General features: G+C 46.3%; 20 protein-coding genes and 1 pseudogene. 7 read left to right on the top strand and 14 right to left on the bottom strand.

Annotated features, from left to right (window positions below; genetic code table 11):
* Positions 1-9 precede the first annotated feature (9 nt).
* A complete protein-coding gene (locus tag MZ182_RS19885; RefSeq protein ID WP_248066795.1) occupies positions 10-1,257 on the top strand; it encodes a glutamate-5-semialdehyde dehydrogenase in 1,248 nt (415 codons plus the stop codon).
* 133 nt (positions 1,258-1,390) lie between these two features.
* On the opposite strand, the gene hutH is transcribed toward MZ182_RS19885, so the two are convergent.
* From hutH to hutC, 3 genes are all read right to left on the bottom strand, one after another.
* Positions 1,391-2,932, bottom strand: a complete 1,542-nt coding sequence (gene hutH / locus MZ182_RS19890) for a histidine ammonia-lyase (protein ID WP_248066797.1) — start codon at positions 2,930-2,932, stop codon at positions 1,391-1,393.
* Positions 2,933-2,984: 52 nt separating this feature from the next.
* A complete protein-coding gene (hutU, locus tag MZ182_RS19895) occupies positions 2,985-4,652 on the bottom strand; it encodes a urocanate hydratase (RefSeq protein WP_061783322.1) in 1,668 nt (555 codons plus the stop codon).
* A gap of 155 nt (positions 4,653-4,807) precedes the next feature.
* On the bottom strand, positions 4,808-5,515 hold the full coding sequence (gene hutC, locus MZ182_RS19900; protein WP_011791225.1) for a histidine utilization repressor: 708 nt from the start codon (positions 5,513-5,515) through the stop codon (positions 4,808-4,810).
* A 234-nt stretch (positions 5,516-5,749) separates the two neighbouring features.
* Here hutC and hutI point away from each other — a divergent pair, with 234 nt between their 5' ends.
* The gene (hutI, locus tag MZ182_RS19905) at positions 5,750-6,976 is read left to right on the top strand and encodes an imidazolonepropionase (RefSeq protein ID WP_248066799.1); all 1,227 of its coding nucleotides are present in this window, start codon (positions 5,750-5,752) and stop codon (positions 6,974-6,976) included.
* A 97-nt stretch (positions 6,977-7,073) separates the two neighbouring features.
* Here hutI and MZ182_RS19910 read toward each other — a convergent pair whose 3' ends face one another.
* From MZ182_RS19910 to MZ182_RS19930, 5 genes are all read right to left on the bottom strand, one after another.
* Complete coding sequence (locus MZ182_RS19910; RefSeq protein ID WP_248066858.1) at positions 7,074-7,826, bottom strand: siderophore-interacting protein; 753 nt, start codon at positions 7,824-7,826, stop codon at positions 7,074-7,076.
* Between the two features lie 95 nt (positions 7,827-7,921).
* On the bottom strand, positions 7,922-8,353 hold the full coding sequence (locus MZ182_RS19915; RefSeq protein ID WP_248066802.1) for a MarR family winged helix-turn-helix transcriptional regulator: 432 nt from the start codon (positions 8,351-8,353) through the stop codon (positions 7,922-7,924).
* A 166-nt stretch (positions 8,354-8,519) separates the two neighbouring features.
* The gene (locus MZ182_RS19920; RefSeq protein ID WP_011918292.1) at positions 8,520-8,876 is read right to left on the bottom strand and encodes a hypothetical protein; all 357 of its coding nucleotides are present in this window, start codon (positions 8,874-8,876) and stop codon (positions 8,520-8,522) included.
* A gap of 114 nt (positions 8,877-8,990) precedes the next feature.
* On the bottom strand, positions 8,991-9,527 hold the full coding sequence (locus MZ182_RS19925; RefSeq protein ID WP_248066804.1) for a protein tyrosine phosphatase family protein: 537 nt from the start codon (positions 9,525-9,527) through the stop codon (positions 8,991-8,993).
* A 230-nt stretch (positions 9,528-9,757) separates the two neighbouring features.
* The gene (locus tag MZ182_RS19930; RefSeq protein WP_248066808.1) at positions 9,758-10,036 is read right to left on the bottom strand and encodes a hypothetical protein; all 279 of its coding nucleotides are present in this window, start codon (positions 10,034-10,036) and stop codon (positions 9,758-9,760) included.
* 225 nt (positions 10,037-10,261) lie between these two features.
* Here MZ182_RS19930 and MZ182_RS19935 point away from each other — a divergent pair, with 225 nt between their 5' ends.
* Both MZ182_RS19935 and MZ182_RS19940 read left to right on the top strand, forming a co-directional pair.
* Positions 10,262-11,191, top strand: a complete 930-nt coding sequence (locus tag MZ182_RS19935) for a glycerophosphoryl diester phosphodiesterase membrane domain-containing protein (RefSeq protein ID WP_248066810.1) — start codon at positions 10,262-10,264, stop codon at positions 11,189-11,191.
* On the top strand, positions 11,110-12,084 hold the full coding sequence (locus MZ182_RS19940) for a glycerophosphodiester phosphodiesterase (RefSeq protein WP_248066813.1): 975 nt from the start codon (positions 11,110-11,112) through the stop codon (positions 12,082-12,084). The genes MZ182_RS19935 and MZ182_RS19940 overlap by 82 nt, the downstream gene beginning before the upstream one ends.
* 1 nt (position 12,085) lies before the next feature.
* On the opposite strand, the gene MZ182_RS19945 is transcribed toward MZ182_RS19940, so the two are convergent.
* Positions 12,086-12,514, bottom strand: coding sequence for a hypothetical protein (locus MZ182_RS19945; RefSeq protein WP_011791233.1), 429 nt, complete (start codon positions 12,512-12,514; stop codon positions 12,086-12,088).
* 380 nt (positions 12,515-12,894) lie between these two features.
* On the opposite strand from MZ182_RS19945, the gene mtnC reads away from it, so the two are divergent.
* Positions 12,895-13,575, top strand: a complete 681-nt coding sequence (gene mtnC, locus MZ182_RS19950) for an acireductone synthase (RefSeq protein WP_011791234.1) — start codon at positions 12,895-12,897, stop codon at positions 13,573-13,575.
* Positions 13,576-13,659: 84 nt separating this feature from the next.
* On the opposite strand, the gene MZ182_RS19955 is transcribed toward mtnC, so the two are convergent.
* Positions 13,660-14,766, bottom strand: coding sequence for a hypothetical protein (locus MZ182_RS19955; protein ID WP_317246811.1), 1,107 nt, complete (start codon positions 14,764-14,766; stop codon positions 13,660-13,662).
* 353 nt (positions 14,767-15,119) lie between these two features.
* Positions 15,120-15,515: a GFA family protein gene (locus MZ182_RS19960; RefSeq protein ID WP_011918286.1), complete on the bottom strand. Its 396-nt coding sequence runs from the start codon at positions 15,513-15,515 to the stop codon at positions 15,120-15,122.
* 133 nt (positions 15,516-15,648) lie between these two features.
* On the opposite strand from MZ182_RS19960, the gene MZ182_RS19965 reads away from it, so the two are divergent.
* The gene (locus MZ182_RS19965) at positions 15,649-16,077 is read left to right on the top strand and encodes an acyl-CoA thioesterase (RefSeq protein ID WP_014611823.1); all 429 of its coding nucleotides are present in this window, start codon (positions 15,649-15,651) and stop codon (positions 16,075-16,077) included.
* A gap of 69 nt (positions 16,078-16,146) precedes the next feature.
* Positions 16,147-16,413, top strand: coding sequence for a GNAT family N-acetyltransferase (locus MZ182_RS19970; protein ID WP_014611824.1), 267 nt, complete (start codon positions 16,147-16,149; stop codon positions 16,411-16,413).
* Here the strand turns inward: MZ182_RS19970 and MZ182_RS19975 are convergent.
* The 3 genes and pseudogenes from MZ182_RS19975 to MZ182_RS19985 all read right to left on the bottom strand — a co-directional run bounded on the left by MZ182_RS19975 (position 16,410) and on the right by MZ182_RS19985 (position 20,065).
* A pseudogene (locus MZ182_RS19975) lies at positions 16,410-16,947 on the bottom strand (HPP family protein). The gene MZ182_RS19970 and the pseudogene MZ182_RS19975 sit on opposite strands and share 4 nt — an antisense overlap.
* 123 nt (positions 16,948-17,070) lie before the next feature.
* The gene (locus MZ182_RS19980; RefSeq protein ID WP_014611825.1) at positions 17,071-17,481 is read right to left on the bottom strand and encodes an acyl-CoA thioesterase; all 411 of its coding nucleotides are present in this window, start codon (positions 17,479-17,481) and stop codon (positions 17,071-17,073) included.
* A 127-nt stretch (positions 17,482-17,608) separates the two neighbouring features.
* The gene (locus MZ182_RS19985; protein WP_248066818.1) at positions 17,609-20,065 is read right to left on the bottom strand and encodes a toxin-antitoxin system YwqK family antitoxin; all 2,457 of its coding nucleotides are present in this window, start codon (positions 20,063-20,065) and stop codon (positions 17,609-17,611) included.
* Position 20,066: the final 1 nt, after the last annotated feature.

A 20,066-nucleotide genomic window follows, 5' to 3' on the forward strand; every position in this document is an offset into this window, starting at 1 on the left:
GGAGTAAATATGACTTTAATCAAAAACTTATCTGAAGATGCCGCCAAAGCAGCACTTACACTCGCCTTGCTCGATGAACACCTCAAAAATACTGTATTACTGGATATGGCACGCTCGATTAGAGAGAAATCCTATGAAATCCAAAGCGCTAATTTAATCGATCTACAGAGAGCCTCGACTGACAATATCAGCCCTGCCATGCTAGACCGTTTAACACTCAACCCAGCACGAGTCGAGGCTATGGCGCAAGGTATTGAAACCATTGCCGCATTGCCTGACCCTATCGGTAATGAGCGTTATATAGGCCAACGCCCCAATGGCTTATCCATCAGCAAAATGCGCGTTCCATTAGGGGTAGTTTGCATGATTTACGAGGCACGCCCTAATGTCACCGCCGATGCGGGTGCCCTTTGCTTTAAATCCGGCAATGCCGTGATCCTGCGTGGCGGAAAGGAAGCCCTGCACACTAGCAAGGTTATCGCTACGATTTTGCAAAATGTGTTAGCCCAATACGGTTTACCCAAGGCCTTGATTAGCGTGGTGCCAGATCCCGATCGCGCACTTATGCTAGAACTGATGCAGCAGCGCGAATTTATTGATGTGATCATCCCCCGCGGTGGTGAAGGCCTTATTAACTATGTGACAGAAAACAGCAGTATTCCGGTTATTCAACACTTTAAAGGCGTGTGTCACTTATATATCGATAAGGATGCCGATCAAACTATGGCGTTGGATTTGCTACTCAATGGCAAAACCCAGCGCACTGGTGTTTGCAATGCACTCGAAGCCTTGCTGGTGCATCAAGATATTGCGCCACAATTTCTACCCAAAGTAGCCAAAGCACTGGCTGAGCATCAAGTAAAAATCAATGCTTGCTCCAAAGCTGCAGCTTATTTTGAGGCATGCACTGCTATGGCGGAGGAAGATTTTGGTCAAGAGTATTTGGATTTAGAAATTGCGATTAGGCAGGTTGAAGACTTTGATGCCGCCGCCAAGCATATCGCCCGATTTGGTAGCCACCATACGGAAGTGATTTGTACCAACAATGAGGTCACCGCTGCCAAATTTCAACGCTCAATCGACGCATCAGTGGTGATGGTAAATGCCTCATCCCGCTTCTCAGATGGAAGCGAACTTGGCCTCGGCGCCGAAATCGGCATAGCTACCACAAAATTACATGCCTATGGCCCTATGGGGCTCGAGTCCTTAACTGCTGAAAAATACTTAGTTTCTGGAACGGGTCAAATAAGAGCCTAAATTACAAGTTTAAAAACTCAGCGAACAACCGAAATTGTGCTGTTATTGTTGATTTTTATATACAGCGTTCAGCAAAAAGGCACAGGCCATAAACCTGTGCCTTTTCGTTCTCTAGTCAGCGAGAATTGAGATCCTATAAACTCGGTAAGGTGCCAGCCGGTAAATAGCCATTAAAGCTGGCGGTATATAACAAGTCCGTTGCCGCTTCGATATCTGGTGCGAAGTATCTGTCTTTATCGTAATAAGCGACAACTTCACGTAATTCGGCTTTAGCCTTAGCTACTGCGACACTTGGGGCTAAAGGAGCGCGGAAATCTAAGCCCTGCGCCGCCGCTAACAATTCAATTGCCAGTACACCACGGGTATTTTCGCTCATATCGCGCAAGCGGCGCGCAGCAAAGGTCGCCATAGAAACATGGTCTTCTTGGTTAGCCGATGTTGGCAAGCTGTCTACCGATGCCGGATGAGCGTAGGTTTTGTTCTCAGACGCCAAAGCTGCCGCTGTCACTTGGGCAATCATAAAGCCCGAGTTAACGCCACCGTTTTTCACCAGGAAAGGGGGCAATTTTGACAGGCTAGAATCGATCAATAGCGCGATACGACGCTCGGCGATAGAGCCCATTTCGGCAATTGCAATCGCCAAATTATCCGCCGCCATAGCCACGGGTTCGGCGTGGAAGTTACCGCCCGAAATGATATCGCCAGTGTCTTGGAACACCAGTGGATTATCGGTTACGCCATTGGCCTCTGTGCCTAACACCTCGGCCGCGTGGCGAATTTGCGTCAAGCAAGCACCGAGCACCTGTGGCTGACAGCGCAGTGAGTAAGGATCTTGCACCTTTTCACAGTTAGCGTGACTTAAGCTTATCTCAGACTCTTCACCCAGTAGATGACGGAAGACCATGGCCGAATCGATTTGACCTTTCTGACCACGCGCCGCATGGATGCGAGGATCAAACGGGCTACGGCTGCCCATCGCCGCTTCGACGCTCATGGCACCGATCACAGAACTCGCTGCGAACAAGTCTTCGGCGTGGAATAACCCTTCCAGCGCCAGCGCAGTCGACGCTTGAGTGCCGTTAAGCAAAGCTAGCCCTTCTTTGGCCGCTAAATCGATTGGCTTAAGGCCGGCGATTTCTAAACCTTCGGCAGCGGAAATTAACTCTCCTCGATAGCTCATCTCGCCTTCGCCCTGCATAGGCAAACACATGTGCGCCAGTGGCGCTAAGTCACCCGAGGCGCCGACTGAACCTTTTTCTGGCACGCAGGGATACACTTCGGCGTTCACTAAATTGATTAAGAAGTTAATCACTTCTAAACGAATGCCTGAAAAACCACGACTTAATGAATTGATTTTTAACACCATCATCAAGCGCACTGTGGCATCTTGCATATATTGCCCCGTGCCAGCGGCGTGCGACAACACGATTGAGCGTTGCAGCAATTGCAAGTCTTCGGGCGCTATCTTGGTATTGGCCAACAAGCCAAAGCCCGTGTTGATGCCGTAAACGGTGCGACCTTCATCCAACACTTTTTGCACGATTTGCGCACTGGTGTTGATATCGGTAATAGCCTCTGGTGCGAGTTCCAGTGTCAACTTATGACGGCTGATTTCGCGCAATTGCGCTAGGCTCAAGCTGCCCGGCGTTAACACTAAGTGATTCACAGATTTCATATTTTTAGCTCCAAGCTTTTAGTTATTATTGTTATTGAGTCGTTAGCATCGGCTAGTCTTGCATAGGTAAATCGAGGCCCTGCTCCTTGGCACAGTTTTTCGCAATCTCGTAGCCCGCATCGGCATGACGCATCACGCCTGTCGCAGGGTCATTCCACAACACGCGGCCAACCCGTTTTGCCGCCGCATCTGTGCCGTCACACACAATCACCACACCAGAATGTTGGCTAAAGCCCATGCCAACGCCGCCGCCGTGGTGCAAAGACACCCAAGTTGCACCGCTAGCGGTGTTGAGTAGTGCGTTCAGCAATGGCCAATCGGATACCGCATCTGAGCCGTCCAGCATAGATTCGGTTTCGCGGTTCGGGCTGGCCACTGAGCCAGAATCTAAGTGATCACGGCCAATTACCACGGGCGCCGACAACTCACAGTTTTTAACCATTTCGTTGAAAGCTAACGCCAAGCGAGCGCGATCTTTTAAGCCAACCCAGCAAATACGCGCAGGCAGACCTTGGAAGGCGATACGCTCGCGCGCCATGTCTAACCAATTGTGCAGGTGTGGATTATCTGGGATCAGTTCTTTGACTTTAGCGTCGGTTTTGTAGATATCTTCGGGATCGCCAGATAACGCCACCCAGCGGAACGGGCCAATGCCTTCACAGAACAGTGGGCGAATATAAGCAGGTACAAAACCTGGGAAATCGAAGGCATTTTCAACGCCCATTTCAAACGCCATTTGGCGAATGTTGTTACCGTAATCGAGCGTGGCTGCGCCGGCAGTTTGCAGATCGAGCATGGCTTGTACTTGCACCGCCATCGAGGCTTTCGCCGCCTTAATCACAGCAGCTTCGTCGGTTTTACGCATGGCCGCAGCCTCAGCCATAGTCCAGCCCTGCGGCAGATAACCGTTTAATGGATCATGGGCAGAGGTTTGGTCGGTCACCACATCAGGAGTAACGCCACGTTTAACTAATTCAGCAAACACATCGGCGGCGTTAGCTAATAAGCCCACTGATACTGGCTTGCCAGCTTGGTTCGCTGCTTCAATCATGGCTAATGCTTCATCGAGCGAAGTGGCTTTTTTGTCGACATAGCGAGTACGCAAACGGAAATCAATGCGGGTTTCGTCGACTTCACAGGCTAACACCGAGAAGCCAGCCATAGTGCCTGCCAGCGTTTGTGCGCCGCCCATGCCGCCTAACCCGCCGGTGAGGATCCATTTGCCTTTAGAGATACCCTCAAAGTGCTGTTTTGCGACCGACACAAAGGTCTCGTAAGTGCCTTGGACTATGCCTTGAGTGCCGATATAGATCCAAGAACCGGCCGTCATCTGGCCGTACATAGCCAAACCGAGCTTATCTAACTCGTTGAAATGCTCCCAGTTCGCCCAATGTGGCACTAGGTTTGAGTTAGCAATCAATACGCGCGGTGCATCCGCATGGGTGCGAAATACGCCCACAGGTTTGCCCGATTGCACTAATAAGGTTTCGTCGTCTTCGAGGCGCTGTAGGACTTCGATGATTTTGTCGTAACAGTCCCAATCGCGGGCGGCGCGGCCAATACCGCCGTAGACGACTAAGTCTTCTGGGCGCTCGGCCACATCGGGATGTAAGTTGTTCATTAACATGCGCATTGGCGCTTCTGTGAGCCAACTCTTACAGCTTAATTGTGTGCCATGCGGTGCAATAATACGGCGGCTTGGGTCGTGGCGCTTATCCATTGAATTTTCCTCTTTCAACCTGTGGTGCTAACTCGTATTCGCTAAGCCGCTAATATGGGTTAGCACTATTGTTTTTATTGTGTTTTTATCTTTTAACTTATAAGGGTACAGCTATTAAAATTACTGATTTACATCTGTTAATAACGCCACTGGCGTTACTTGCTAAAGGTTAAGTGGCCGCCGAGTTTAAAACGGCTACCTGGATGAACTAATTTTGCGAAACTCACGACGCCTTGGCGTGACCAAGTGCGGCGTAAAATCTGTAAACAGGGCTCAGTGGCGGGGATTTCGAGCCTTTGCTGTAATTCTTCACTGGCGATAATCGCTTCAATCGTGTGATGCGCCTCGGTCAGCGGTGCCACTTGGGACAAATATTCGTGGGGTGTCTGCTGGGTAAAATCCTGCAATAAATAATCGGGCACCAACTCGGGATTCACATAACGCTCTTCGACTTGCAACGGTAAGCCCTGCTCGCAATGCACTAAGATCGAATGGAATACCGTCGCACCGTGCTCAAGTCCAAGGGAAATAGCGATACTCGTACTCGCCACAACTTGCTCTAACACCCATTGCTGCACGCTATAGCCATGACCGCGGTCTTTTATCTCATCGGCAATATTGCGGATCGCCAACATAGACGACTGGGATTTACACCCAGCGACAAAGGTGCCTAGCCCTTGAGAACGCTCAAGCACACCGCTATCCGTCAGCTCGGTTAGCGCACGTCGCGCCGTCATTCGGCTGCAGGTAAACAAATCGGCAAGCTGATTCTCAGAAGGCACGCGAGCATGCTCTTCCCACTCACCCGACTCGATAGAGGAGATAATGTATTGCTTAATTTCTGCAAACTTAGGTGTAGCCAAAACATTTCCTCTTAAATTCAGCTTCTTGTTACAGTGGCCATTGTGAAAGCGACTATTGTTAAAGTGACTCTTGCTAAGGCAACCTAAGCACTGGCCTGTCATGCCACTTTCAAACGGTCAAAATTGCGGCTACAATCCTAGCTTGTATATACAAGCAAATACAAGCCAGCTCACATAAATTTAATAAACCGTTAATCACTTGGTTAACATCTGCCAGCACAACGAGGGGAATACATGTCTTGGGATCAGGTTTGGATAGACGTTAACTTAGCCACAATGGACCCTTCCGTATCAGCACCTTATGGTGCGATCACCAACGCGGCCATCGCAGTAAAAGATGGCAAAATTGCTTGGCTTGGCCCCCGCAGCGAACTGCCCGCCTTCGATGTTTTGTCAATTCCCGTTTACAGGGGCAAAGGCGGTTGGATCACCCCAGGATTAATTGACGCCCACACTCACTTAATCTTTGCCGGTAATCGCGCCAATGAATTTGAGTTACGCCTACAGGGCGCCAGTTACGAAGACATTGCTCGTGCAGGTGGCGGCATTATTTCAACCGTTAAAGCTTGCCGCGAAGCGGATGAAGCAGAATTATTTGAACTCGGCCGTCAGCGTTTAAACGCGCTAGCCAAAGAAGGGGTGACTACGGTTGAGATCAAATCGGGTTACGGCTTAGATACTGAAACTGAATTGAAAATCCTCCGTGTCTCCCGCGAGCTCGGCAAGCATCACCATGTAGATGTAAAGACCACATTCCTTGGCGCCCATGCGATTCCGCCAGAATATAAAGACAATAGCGACGGCTATGTCGACTTAATTATCAATAAGATGCTACCCGCCGTGATCGCCGAAAATCTTGCCGATGCAGTGGATGTGTTCTGCGAGAATATCGCCTTTAACCTTGAGCAAACCGAACGGGTACTCAGCGCAGCCAAAGCGGCGGGCTTAGAGATTAAGCTCCATGCCGAGCAGTTAACCAATATGGGCGGCAGCGCACTGGCCGCACGTCTTGGTGCTAAGTCTGTAGATCATATCGAATATTTAGATGAGGCAGGTGTAAAAGCCTTAAGTGAAAGCGGCACCTGCGCTGTACTGCTGCCGGGCGCGTTTTACTTTTTGCGGGAAACCCAAAAACCACCTATCGATTTACTGCGCCAATACGGCGTACCTATTGTGCTCGCCAGCGATTTCAACCCTGGTTCATCCCCCATTTGCTCAACCCTGTTGATGCTAAATATGGGCTGCACCTTGTTCCGCTTAACGCCAGAAGAAGCCCTAACAGGACTCACCTTAAATGCCGCCAAAGCACTCGGAATTGAAGATAACGTCGGCAGTTTAGTCGTTGGCAAACAAGCCGATTTTTGTCTGTGGGATATCGCCACGCCTGCGCAGTTGGCCTACAGCTATGGCGTCAATCCCTGCAAAGATGTAGTGAAGAATGGCAAGCTAGTTCACCAGTAGCATAAGTGCATCAATAATAGGTGCATCAGCAGCAAAAACGGCATAAGCGAAAGGTTAGATAAGGTCGCTAAATCAAACTTGGCGACCTTATATGAATTTAAACACTGGCCCCATTCTCTAACTGTTCATCTTCTTGTTTTACCAGCTTATGCTCACCTTCGTTACAACCTATTTTCCAATAGCTCGAGGTATAAAAATGACTCTTAGGCAATGAATGCGCTTGCTTAAAGTGCCTTCTTAACGCGCGCATGCTATTAAATTCACAGGCAATCCATACAGCTGGCTCGCCAGCAAGCCAAGGTAATTGGGCAATTCGCTCGACCAAAGGACGGCCTTCGGGATCGGCCTCAGGATTGATCACCCAATGCAGCTCGACATGTTCAGGATGCACTAAAGGTTGAATATCTGCTTCACTTAGCACTTCAATCACAGCGTAACCCACTGCATTGTTTGGTAATTTTGCCAGATTCACGCTAATGGCGGGTAAGGCTGTCATATCACCTGCGAGTAAAAACCAATCCGCCTCAAAGTTGATCAGTTTTTTAAGTCCGGGTCCGCCAATTTGAATGAGTTCGCCCACCTGCGCCGTTTTCGCCCAACTCGATGCGGGGCCGTCGGTATCGTGCAGCACAAAATCCACATCGATTTCATCATCGCGTTGCTGACGGATAGTGTAAGTTCGCATTAATGGACGCTCACCCGCTTGTGGGAATAACAACTTAATATAGGCACTCTCTTGATCGACAGGAAATCCTGCCAATCCCGCACCGCCTAAGGTGATGCGTAACATATGCGGAGTAATATAAGTGGAGCGGATCACTTCTAGCTCACGTGGTGCAGGTTTATTCATCATCATTTTATCCAATTGAGTTTCCAATCTAGCGCCTTTTATTAAGCCCTGTTGCTCTGGCTTTGTGCACTACAATCGGCACGGCATTGACCCCATCAACACTCGGCTTTATCGACACTATCGCTAATGATGTTGGCAAGCCGAATAAATGTGTTGATGTCATCTGGGCTGAGTGCTTGAGTGATATGTGCGACAGTTTGCCGTTCTGCAGCATTTATTTGAGTCATCAACTTTTCCCCTTCTGTCGTTGGCCTAAGCAACTGGCTACGACCATCCTTGGGATTATCGATTTTAGTGATCAGCCCACTCTGCTGTAGCTCATTAAGAACACGAGTAATTTGTGCCTTATCCCGCTGCATACGTAGGGCAATAGATTGAGCCGTCGATTTAGGATTACGGCAAATGCCCTTTAAGGCACGGATATGGGTGACAGGTAAATTAATCTCTTGTGCATTAATATCCGCCCGTAATTGCTTTTTGTAGGCATGCACCAACCTGTGCAAAGTTTCACCGAGTGATGAGGACATATTGAACTCTCGACATAGTTGATAGTGTCAACCATATCGAGATTGGTTGATTATGTCAACTATACCGGCTAGCGTTAAACGATTATGACGATGCCACATTATAAATAGGAGCTTTATTCCGTTCCGTAATACTCATGCGTCACCTTACCTATCACTCATTAACGCTTTAGAGGCAAATAAACGCGTCTCGCTCAAAATAAAAAAGAATAGCTTCAAGTAATTCGCTATCCGTCCATTGCGCTTTTTGCATTGTGTAGTTGTCAATGACATCTTCGATTTGATCCATATTCAAGAAGTAACAATAGCCACTTTTAAACAGGCTATTTTCAAACTCATCAAATTCTTGATCCGAAAAGTTATTGGTATTACCCACTATCGGTAATAAAGTTGTCGTGAGTTGAATATCATCATTCTGTGGAGTGTCCTCATAAACAAGCCAATATCCGAGACCTCGATTAGAAATACATTTATCTATCCAGCTCTTTACTGGTTCAGGCTTACCAAGAAATGGTGTTATATCCACTGATATTTTTCCTTTAAATGTCAATGCTTGTTAGATGACAAAAAATTATGTTTTGGCGCTATTCCATTCTTCCTCGAATTAGCGCCATCACATTATAGGGCGTGTAGCCAAGGATCAATGCCCGTATTTAGCACTCACTTCCGTAAGTAGCGCTTGCCATTTAGGGTAAATCGTTAACTCATCATTCCATGGCGCCATGGTCTGTGCCATGTTGGGATTTTGGCCTTGTTTTAACTGATATAAATAAGCAAACGCAGAGGCTCGATAATTAGCGAGACAATGCACTAACACATCTTTCCCCTTATGCTGATCCATAGCGGCAAAGAAGGCTTCGACATCTTCGACCTTTGGATTTTGCCAATCCACGGGAATATACACATAGTCCATTCCGGCCTGAGTCACGAGTTTACCTTCATCAGGGTAGGCATCTTTACTGCTATCCGGCATCAAGTTGATCACCACATCCACACCCGCTTGTTTAAGCAGTGAAAATTGCTGCTCATTTGGTAAACCTGAACTTAATAACTGCGGCGCTTGCTGTTGTAATGCACGAATACCCTGAAGATTTTCGATCGATTCTATATTGGCATTCGCCAGTGGAGCCCCCAAAAACAGGGCAAGAACAAGGCTTGAAAGTACGGCATTTCTCATCAATAACTCCTTGGCTAACATAAAAATCAGAGGCTTGCTTAATCCTCTGATAATCCTGTACCACCGAAGTTCAGCAAATATCATCCCAATCCACCACGAATGCACAAACCTTTGAGCTAGCACTCATTTTTCGCGCCGAATTAACGATGGTTGCGTTTCATCTTGGGAGATTTAGCAATCGGTTGCAAATATCGATGACTTACCTCTCAACATTTTTTAAAAGCAACGAGCTAAAACATATTAAAAATCAACCATAAAAACAAAATAGAAGGTATTACCATCAGCGTGCTCACAACCACATATACCCAATGTTTGAAATAGATAAAGATCCCGATACCCACAATATTGGCAACAACAATAGAAATCACCAACAGCAAAGGGGAGACAATATGTGCAATATTATTCAAAACTCGAGATGTTGGGATATGGATTATCACTCCCGTAGAATTCAGCACAATCAACACTGCCAGTAATGAAAATGCCATCAGTACCCAAAAAAACTTACTCATTGTCCCTATCAACCTGTTATCCCTACATCCATCAGGATTATAAAGGTTCGCCCCCCTATATGGCATACACTATTGAGTGTAATTATCTGTTTTACAAAGCACTCCACCGAAAGTAACAGACAGGCATAAATCATCATCTTACCCAAGGTAATAAATTCGATGACTAACCTTAAACCTGAAACGCTGCTAAATTACCCTCCTCTCTGGCGCAAATAAGGAAGCTGCATGCTTTATCCCGAGCACAATTACTGGCGTGACACCCTTGCGGTGATTCGGCTCCGCGGTAGAAAACTGATTGAATTTGAACTGCTATTTACCTTGGTTTCGGCGGGGCTTATCGTACCTGCTTTTAGCTGGTTATTGCGCCATCTTATCGCCCAAACAGGCAATGTTACGATCACCAATTACGACCTTATGGCTTTTGCCATGTCGCCCTATGGCCTGTTATTTATGGTCATCACGCTCTTTAGCAGCTTTTCGGTATTTTTCACTCAACGGGCGGGCGTCACGATACTTGCTGCATCAGGCTTATACGACATCCCCATCGGCCCTGTGCGGGCGCTTATTTTTGCGGCTGGGCGTTTACCTATTTTTATCCGTCTCGGGAGTTCCTACGCCGCTTGTTTACTGCTACTGAGTGTACCTTTTATCGGGTGTGGTTATTTGGCTTTTAGCCTATTTTTACAAGGGCATGACATCAACTACTACCTTTATTACAAACCGATAGAATGGTATTTCGCACTAACAAGTATCCTTGTATTGGCATTAATTTATGCCCTTATTGCGCTGTATTTATGGGCAAGAACTGCTTTTTCGCTGACCATTATTGTGAGTGAGACGATTAGCGTGCTCAACGCACTTAAGCGTAGTTGGCAATTAAGTGCCGGAAATGAACGTAGAATTATGTGGCATGCGGCGGGTTGGTGGCTAAGGATTGGCGCTTTAGTTTATCCCTTAATATTGCTTATTTCATGGGGAGCCGACATCTTACTCGACAAGGTTTCATTAACACTTTCGGCTGAATTAGCCATTTTGGCCTTTGTTTCCGCATTAATCCTAATGCTCAGTGCGGCATGGTCCTTACTCGGCATGTTTGGGGAAGCCTTTATCATTTTACTGCTGTACCGCCAGCTAGGGGAAAACCCGCAGGGTTAGAACGCCTTGGGCGACAAACGGTAAAAAGAACGTCCGAACTGTCGGTTTATACGATAAGCGGGGTGTTGGTCGGCACTTTTTTAATCATGTTTGGCTTGGGGATATATGCTCTCAACACTGAGCCACAACGGGATGAAATCCTGATTACGGCCCACCGTGCTGGCGCAGCTAGGGCGCCAGAAAATACTCTCGCGGCTTTACGTTTAGCCATTGCAGAAAAGGCCGATTATGCTGAAATCGATGTGCAAACTGCGGCTGATGGTACATTAGTGGTACTGCATGATGCTGATTTAATGCGTATAGCGGGCGATCCTCGGCGAGTTGCCAACCTCACGGTAACAGAAATGCAAAGGTTAGATGTCGGTCGCTGGCACAGTGTTGCCTTTGTGGGGGAATTCGTTCCGACACTGGCGCAGATGCTTAATGAAGCACGCAATAAAATTGGTTTAAATATTGAGCTTAAATATAACCAAGCGGATCCCAGCTTGGCTCAGGCTGTGGTTAGCCTGTTACAACAAGAGCAAATGACACAGCAAGTGGTCATTACTTCGCTCGAAGCGAGGGCAATAGAAGAAGTGCAACGGCTCGATCCCTCTATCCGTACGGGCCTTATTGTCACCCAATCAATCGGCGATCCTAGCAGGGCAAATACACAATTTTTAGCCGTAAATCAGGCAATGGCTAATGAAAAATTTATTGCACGTGCACATAAAGGCGGCAAGCAAATCCATGTCTGGACGGTGAATAATCCACGGCAAATGCTACGTATGTTAGCGTTGGGAGCGGATGTACTCATCACCGATTATCCAAAGGAGGCGGTGGACATTCGGGAACAGTGGTTAGCACTCACTCCTGTAGAACAAACGGCACTACGCCTACGCTATATTCTCTAAATTAAGCATTATTCGTATGCTTGCGCTTAACACTACGCTGAAGCAACCAAAAAATGATCAATACTCCAAAGGAGGCAGTAAAGGTGGTCAGCGTTAGCGCAAACCCTTTAAAGGAAAGTAGATTTAAGGAAATGCCATCCAAAACTAAAACAGCTAAGCCGAGTGGCATTTGGATAAATACGGCAGCAAACCAATCGTAAGGCAGTCGAGGAAAAAACCGATGATAACAATAAAGCACAAGACCTGATAATAAAATCAATAAGCTAGCATCGTGCGCCGCAAGCCAAAGGTAGGCAAAATTATTATCAGTAATATTGGGTATCGCCTTAAGAAGATCGAGCATATAACCAGCACTGGCCACTAAAGCAAAACTCGTAAAACTCAATACTGCCAATAGCGCGCCAAAGCCAAGTGCGGGTAAATATTTCATTTAACATCTCTCTACTTACAAGGGAAATACACTTCTCACATCCCCTAAAAATCACAACATAGAAGATATGGGGATAAAACTGACTCTAGCTACAATAACAGTCTAAATTTCCCTTAGCTATTAAGACCATAGTCTTATGCTGACAACAAACTTTGCTTGAAAAAACAAGATCAAACTCTGCATTAAGCTAGTGTTTTCAGCGAAGTAAACCAGTAAGCAATTAAAATTACTAGATTAATCAAATTCTCAACACATCAATTAGTGATACTACCCACAATCTAGCCACCCATTTGGGCGAAATAGACTAGCCAACTTAACCAATAACGCTTAGGATCAGGGTTGCATTTTCAAGCCAACATATTGTGGAGTATCAAAACATTATGGGTATCAGAGCCATAGTCGTAGACACAGCAGGCACCACGACAGACCTAAACTTTATCCAAGATGTACTATTCCCCTATTCTGTCAAAGCCTTGCCAGACTTTTTAGAACAGAACCAACACAATGTATTGGTTGAAAACTGTATTTGTGACACTAAAGATATCGCCCTAGAGCCAGAGGCTGACCTAGCGCGTGTAACTGAAATCCTGCAACAATGGGTTAATGAAGACCGTAAAGCCACACCGCTTAAAACCCTACAAGGGTTAATTTGGAAGCAAGGCTATGCCCACGGTGAATTTAAGGGCCATATCTTCCCTGACTTTATTGAAGCGGTGAAGCGTTTTAGCGCACAAAATCTGCGTATTTACAGCTTTTCATCAGGCTCTGTCGACGCCCAAAAGTTGTTATTTAGCCACAGTGACGGCGGTGATTTAACCGAGATGTTTAACGGTCATTTTGATACCCGTACAGGCAATAAGCTAGATAAGCAAGCTTACTGCAATATTCTCAACACCATCAGCTTAAGCCCTAAACAAGTACTGTTTGTCTCTGATGTGATTGAAGAATTAAAAGCTGCCGACGCTGCGGGAATGATGACCTGCCAAATGGTTCGCGACAGCAAACAACGCACTGGTGAGTTCCATAAAATCAGTAGTTTCGACGAACTACTGATTGAATAACACGATTTTTAATAACACGATAATCGACTAACTCAACCAAAGCTGATTTAGCCTATAAAATGAAAGCGACCTTGTGGTCGCTTTTTATTCGCCTAAACCAATATCCTTCCCTGCCAGCGGAAACGCCGCTGAGATACACCGTTTCACTTCAAAACGATAGCCATAGTCGGCGCTTTTATCGGGTGTGATCTGCAAAATTTCGTAATCATTTAATTCGATCACATTCGACTCGGCAGGCTTTTCACAACGTGAGCGACTATTGGCTTCAAGTGTAAAAGCGAATGTCGCTAGCCATTGCCGTACTAAATGCTGATATTGAGTGCGCACCGACGCATAGGCTTTCTTACGTTCCTCCTCTTCTTTAAGGTCTTCGGCGTTACTTGCCATCTGTTCGCTGGTCTGTTTATCGTCTTGGGTATCAAGGGCCGCTTGAGTCAACTCTGCAATCGGCACCGTCAGCACATCGGTCGCATCCGGAATCCTCACCGATTTTGGCTCGGAGGGTGCATGCTCAGAAGCCTGTTGGGTTGTCGTGACCAAATCACCAAATGAGGTTTCAATACGGGTTTCTAAATCAATTAACAGACTCAAGTGGTACAGCACCACAGACGCCAACACGATACGGATCAAAAAAGTCGTTTTACGGAATGAGGTATGCGAGGTGAGCTGTAACGATTTGACACCTAAAGGTTTAAGCAAAAAGATTAAGACTAGGTAGATAGGTATAATTAACTGCAATGCCAACAGCACAATAGCGCTCACCATCAAAAACCAAGCGGGCATATAGAGTAAAATCGCTAAGTTATGGGTGTAATCTAAGTCGCTTGCCGATACCCCGACCACTTCGTTGACTATCGCGCCAGACCAGCCCAAAGCAAAGTTGGCAATAATGGCATAAAACAGCAACAAAACCGCCTTACCCGCTAGGCTGTGCCAAACTCGCTCAAACACTGGCCAGAACTCGATAGCCATAGCGATTACGGCAATCACAGCGACCACTCCCATTGCATCACTACTAAAAGCCAGTATCAAAGCAATAAGATACAACTTTTGCGCAAAAGATAACCTAGACAACCCTTGGGATAAATGACGCCATAGCTTTCCCAAACCTAAACGGATTTCACTCAGTGATGGTAAGCTGAGCTTTCGCAAGTATTGGCGAGTAGACCCAATGTAACCAATTAAATTCATTATTATTTTACATTCCATTGAAATAGTAAGACGGACAACATTTGCCACTGTGATGGCAACGGCACCACTCAATCTCGGTACATTGATAACTTTGGCTATCTCTAGCCAAAGTTGAAGGTTCTGTTTAGAGTCGAATGAAAGCCCTGCAACACCCAAACGCCAGTTTAAATCCAATTAAAATGAACTTGAGAGAGGAAATCAAAGCGGCCTTATGGTCACTTTTGCAAATCGATAAACCTGACTCAGGATTAACTATACGACACTTAACTTCTGCTCGGAAAATACGGCTTTAGCGACAAACATGCCATTAAGTGCAGCAGAAAAGCCAGCATAAACCGACCTATGTTCATAATCTAACGATCCGCAGGATGGTTAACACCATCATTAGTGGGCACATTTTCCAATTCAAATGGGTTTACTCCTTCTAGGCAACCTATGTTATAGCCATATTCATGGGGATTAGAACGCCGTTGGTGATGGGTGTAAATACCGCAGTTGGAGCAGAAGTAATGCTTAGCGGTTTTGGTATTGAATTCATAGAGCTTCAGCGCATCCTCACCTTTGAGGATCTTAATCCCCGCTAGCGGCACAGAGCCAACAATTGCACCTTTACGGCGGCAGATAGAACAATCGCAACGGCGTGGATTTTCGATGCCATTAGGTAATGACAACTCCAATACCACGGCTCCACAATGGCAGGACGCTCTGTGTTTTGGCTGAATAAGGGTATTTCCGACTTGTTTAATCACACCAGACTCCTTGTTTCGCTTAATGTTATAGCTCGAATGTCCACAGTTTTAGGCTTGTCGCTCGCTCCTTATACTGCTAGTCTGGCCTTCTTAAACGAGCGTTTCAACTAATGTTTTTACAATGGATAATGCAATGGAAAAGTTTCTCGCACAGCATCCTATAGTCACCGAAATCCCCGTCGCTTGGGGCGAAATGGATGCCCTGCAACACGTGAATAATGTGGTGTATTTCCGCTATTTTGAAACGGCACGTATCGACTTTTTTAATCGCCTCTTCCCACTAGATAGCCTTTATAAATCAGGCATTGGTCCAGTGATCAGCGAAAATCAGGCTCGCTATAAACGCCCAGTGACTTTCCCCGATACTTTATTGGTAAGTGTCAGCATTAGCGATATTCACAGCGATAGATTTACCATGCATTATCAGGCTTTTAGTAAACAGCAGCAGGCAGTAACGACGTTAGGCACTTCAGTCGCCGTAATGTTTAACTTTAAAACGGGCAAAAAGGCCGAGTTACCAGCAGAACTGCTGGCAATTCTCAAACAGCACGAAGTCGCTTAAGCTTTAAGCTATCCGAGCCCATAGATAAATTGCCAGCACACTTTAGGCCATACCTTGAGGGAAGCATGTATGTCAGATAACGAAAATATCGAGATAGCCATTGAACATCAACAGGATAAACAGCGTTTTATTATCCCTGTCGACGGCTATGAAGCCGTCTTGGAATACCTATTATCTGGCAAGAATATCGATTTTAGCCGCACCTTTGTCCCCAACGAGCTGCGCGGTAAAGGCCTTGCCGAACGCTTAGTGCGCCACGGCTTAAAGTGGGCCAAAAGCCAAGATTTGGCTATCCAAGCCAGCTGCTGGTATGTACAAAAATTTTTGAAAAACTAAATCCAATAAACAGGGTAATGGCGCTTGGGATCGGTGGAGAGATTATTGACCACCAGCGCGACCAGTAAGAGCAATACTGAGCCGAGGAACACTGGCATTAACGCGTAGAGAAAGCCGAGTTGATGCACGTTTTCACCGCCAATCACTGCAATCAATGCCGTTGCACCGCCCGGTGGATGAAGAGTACGAGTCAGGTACATGAATGCGATAGACAGGGATACCGCTAAGGCGCTCGCCAGCACCACATAATCACCACACACTTGGTACAATTAAGGCCGATAACACACTGCCACCAATCAAGTTACGCGGCTGAGAAAACTCCGCCAGCGGTGCACCGTACACCAGCACAGCCGACGCACCAAACGAGCCAATGACAAACATAGTGTCGACGAGGTTTTCGCTCATATAATTTGCGAGACTCGCGACCAAGTAAATGCCACAGAAAGCTCCCACCCATGACCACACAATCTTTTTAAGTGGCTGTCTTGGTGGACAAATGTCCTTCGATCGCATGCGGGTAAAATAGAATCTCATGGTTAATCCGAACCGATAAAAATTAAGCAATACAGATAAGTGATCTGCATCACAGTTAGCGGGTCGACAAATTAACCCTTCAGCAGCGCAATTGCAATTACGCTGACCGAAAGAGTAAGCAGACTAAGCGCTTTCACCACTCAGATTAGCGAGCATTTCGCGGATATCTTCAGGAATCGGGCGGCTTTTTTCACTGCTGTAATCGTAGTGCACTAAGGTAGTTTTCACTTCGGCGGTCTTGTTACCCGCTTGCCAACAGGTTTGGGTCAGCTCGAAGCTGCTATTACCAATACGGCTGACATAGGTTTTTACTGTGACACTCTTGCCATAGTAAGTCGGCGCGATAAAGGTCACGGTAAAACCCGCCACGATAAGATTCCACTGATGTAAATCTAACTCGGGATTAAAAATCTCAAAGATTGGTGTGCGCGCCGCTTCGCACCATACGGGGATAACAGTATTGTTGATATGCCCTAAGCCATCGGTTTCTGTAAATCTTGGATTGATTTCGAGACTGTATTCTGTGGCTGACATGCAAACTTCCTTTTTATTATTTTATGAATGGAAGAGCGTGGTGATTATCGCAATGAAACCAACCACCAAACTCATCCATTATCCTAAGCCAAACAGGTACTAGCCACTAGCCCTAGCACCTAGAATTCTAAAACTGACAACTCGCCGTTTCTGGGGTTTGCTTGCCGTTAGCATCGTACTTTTTAAGGCATCCAGCCTTACCCATATCATATATTTTCTCGTATTCTAGCTTGCCATTTTTATAAGACTTATACACCCCATGAGTTTTTGGGTTCTCTAAGTGATAAATCTTACGGCCCTTAGTGATATGTGAGTAATCGGCAAAACCCGGCTCTTCAGAATAGATGACACCGTTAATGTAGCGCTTGTGGATCACATGCTGTTCATCGATACGCAGCATTTCATTCGCTATCTTGCCATTCATGTCGTAACACACTTTATCAACGGCATAATTGCTATCGAGATCTTCAATACAACTCACGGCACCATTATCAAAGTACTCCCGCTGTATACCGCAGCGCGCAATGGCGTTATCCCAGTAGTAAGGTTCACCGTTCCACATTTCGCCTTCTTGCTGGCAGTAGTTCCACAGGCTTCTTAATTGCCCATTGGGATAGAAACTGTAATGGGGGCCAGAGACACGGTTATTCACTTGGTGACCATATCGGGAGAGTGAGTAACCACCATCAGTGGAATAACTGATACTTGGGCCGTATTCCTTACCCGCTTTGTACGTTTTTAAATTTAATAAACGGCCATTGGAATCAAACTGATATTCTTTATCTACAGCGCCATTGGTGTAATAAGCCAATTTATACAAGGTGCCGCTGCTATAATACTCGCGCTGTTCACCGTGTTTTATCGATGAAGAGGCTTCATTTTTGCCATTGATCACCCCTTCACAATCATCTGAGTAGGGATTTTCACGCATAATACATTCATCGTGCGAAGGCTTAAGCGTCACCGCTGCATTAAATTGATAACTCGTGAGTTCAGTCAGTTCACCGTTCTGGGGATTAAAGCGCATTTGCTGACCATCAAACTCTCCTTGGCGGTAGTTAGCGATATCCACCACGACATTCGGACTTGAATACCAAATACTCTGACCATTAAGGCGACCTTGTTCATAATGGCGGGTATTAAACATCAGATTATTTTTGTCGAATGATTTAGACTCTCCTTGACGTAAGCCATTGACATAGTTAACTTCTGTACGAGTCCCATCTTCGGCTTTAAATACCCAAAGGCCAGTGCGTTTTCCTGCAAGATAGGCGCCTTCACCTACTTGATCACGGAAATGTCCGCTCGTCACTTTATCGACCCAAGCGCCTTGTTTGGCCCCCTTTTGATACTGGCCTTTGCTGCCATCAGCCTCAAGCCACTCGCCATCTTTTACGCCATTAAGATAAATGCCTTTTTCCACTAACCGCTTATCGCCTTCTGTACTGGAGTCATAATCAGGTTCATAGACTTCGTAGGGGCCGTCGAGCACATCCTGATTGTAGTGAGCAAAACCGTAGTTATTGGCCTCATCGAACATCGACTGTGCAATCCATTTACCTTGCTTTTTACCGTCAAGATATTCACCTTCCCAATAAATGGCTTGGTTCTCTGTCTCCATCCACTTACCGACTTTTTTGCCCTGTTTGTAGTTACCAGAGTAAACCACGCTACCATTGCGACCATCGTAGGCTGCATACGGGCCATCGAGCACACCTTGGGCATAATGACTTTCACTGGCAAGCCCGGCCCAAGTGCTACCCATGCCCATGCTCATAAAATCGTAGGATGGGCCTGTTTTAGGGATCACGGCACCACCACTTTTAAGCCAATCAAAGTCATCGGCCTCAAAGGCCACGCTCACTAATACAAAGCTAGCGTCTTCTTCACTATATCCACTGCGGTCAAAGGTGGTCACTAAGCTATATTGGCGCTCATTGCCTTGGGCATCTTTATCTTTACGAGTGAGTGGATAACGTAATTTATATTCGACGGCTGTCTTCACATCGACGGGTGAACCTTCGGAATTACGATAACCCACTAAGGTCGGCTTGAGCTTAGTAGAACCATCGACAATCGCTTTAATGGCGGGATCTTCAACCGCCTCAACATCATAGGTCATACGGTATTGTTGCGGAGGAATTTGGCTTAACACTTTACGAACGCTACCCACGGTAAACGAGGTTAAGGTTGGTGCCACTTCATCAAGCACAATCTGTAGGCGAGGGAGTTTTGTGATCTCATCCCCTTCAAAACCATAGCCCCGTAAATGCTGACCATCGGCATCCCTGAGCATGACAACCACTTCTTTGGTGCCGCCTTTATCAAAATCGAGATAAAAAACCGCTACGATTTCAGCAGCACCATAATCATCAACACGCACGCCGGGCGCATCACCGTAGAGCATTTCACTCCACACTTTATGATCTTTTTGATAGAAATTAAGCCATTGCCCGTTAGGTAAATCGACTGGACCATGGACAATTTTGTCGTAATCCTCAGCGTCAGCCACAGGAATGACAGTCAAAAGAGATAACAACACCGCACTCACTGCAGCGAATAAACTACGAATCGAAAGTTCCATT

It is taken from the genome of Shewanella sp. JNE2 (genome assembly GCF_023159115.1).
GTDB classification, from domain to species: Bacteria; Pseudomonadota; Gammaproteobacteria; order Enterobacterales; family Shewanellaceae; genus Shewanella; species Shewanella putrefaciens.

What these genes read in the sequence shown, in the direction of transcription:
- MZ182_RS19885 (WP_248066795.1), top strand. Translation starts at nt 10, where the DNA reads ATGACTTTAATCAAAAACTTATCTGAAGATGCCGCCAAAGCAGCACTT.
- hutH (WP_248066797.1), bottom strand. Translation starts at nt 2,932, where the DNA reads ATGAAATCTGTGAATCACTTAGTGTTAACGCCGGGCAGCTTGAGCCTA.
- hutU (WP_061783322.1), bottom strand. Translation starts at nt 4,652, where the DNA reads ATGGATAAGCGCCACGACCCAAGCCGCCGTATTATTGCACCGCATGGC.
- hutI (WP_248066799.1), top strand. Translation starts at nt 5,750, where the DNA reads ATGTCTTGGGATCAGGTTTGGATAGACGTTAACTTAGCCACAATGGAC.
- MZ182_RS19910 (WP_248066858.1), bottom strand. Translation starts at nt 7,826, where the DNA reads ATGAATAAACCTGCACCACGTGAGCTAGAAGTGATCCGCTCCACTTAT.
- MZ182_RS19915 (WP_248066802.1), bottom strand. Translation starts at nt 8,353, where the DNA reads ATGTCCTCATCACTCGGTGAAACTTTGCACAGGTTGGTGCATGCCTAC.
- MZ182_RS19925 (WP_248066804.1), bottom strand. Translation starts at nt 9,527, where the DNA reads ATGAGAAATGCCGTACTTTCAAGCCTTGTTCTTGCCCTGTTTTTGGGG.
- MZ182_RS19930 (WP_248066808.1), bottom strand. Translation starts at nt 10,036, where the DNA reads ATGAGTAAGTTTTTTTGGGTACTGATGGCATTTTCATTACTGGCAGTG.
- MZ182_RS19935 (WP_248066810.1), top strand. Translation starts at nt 10,262, where the DNA reads ATGCTTTATCCCGAGCACAATTACTGGCGTGACACCCTTGCGGTGATT.
- MZ182_RS19940 (WP_248066813.1), top strand. Translation starts at nt 11,110, where the DNA reads ATGGTCCTTACTCGGCATGTTTGGGGAAGCCTTTATCATTTTACTGCT.
- MZ182_RS19945 (WP_011791233.1), bottom strand. Translation starts at nt 12,514, where the DNA reads ATGAAATATTTACCCGCACTTGGCTTTGGCGCGCTATTGGCAGTATTG.
- mtnC (WP_011791234.1), top strand. Translation starts at nt 12,895, where the DNA reads ATGGGTATCAGAGCCATAGTCGTAGACACAGCAGGCACCACGACAGAC.
- MZ182_RS19955 (WP_317246811.1), bottom strand. Translation starts at nt 14,766, where the DNA reads ATGAATTTAATTGGTTACATTGGGTCTACTCGCCAATACTTGCGAAAG.
- MZ182_RS19965 (WP_014611823.1), top strand. Translation starts at nt 15,649, where the DNA reads ATGGAAAAGTTTCTCGCACAGCATCCTATAGTCACCGAAATCCCCGTC.
- MZ182_RS19970 (WP_014611824.1), top strand. Translation starts at nt 16,147, where the DNA reads ATGTCAGATAACGAAAATATCGAGATAGCCATTGAACATCAACAGGAT.
- MZ182_RS19980 (WP_014611825.1), bottom strand. Translation starts at nt 17,481, where the DNA reads ATGTCAGCCACAGAATACAGTCTCGAAATCAATCCAAGATTTACAGAA.
- MZ182_RS19985 (WP_248066818.1), bottom strand. Translation starts at nt 20,065, where the DNA reads ATGGAACTTTCGATTCGTAGTTTATTCGCTGCAGTGAGTGCGGTGTTG.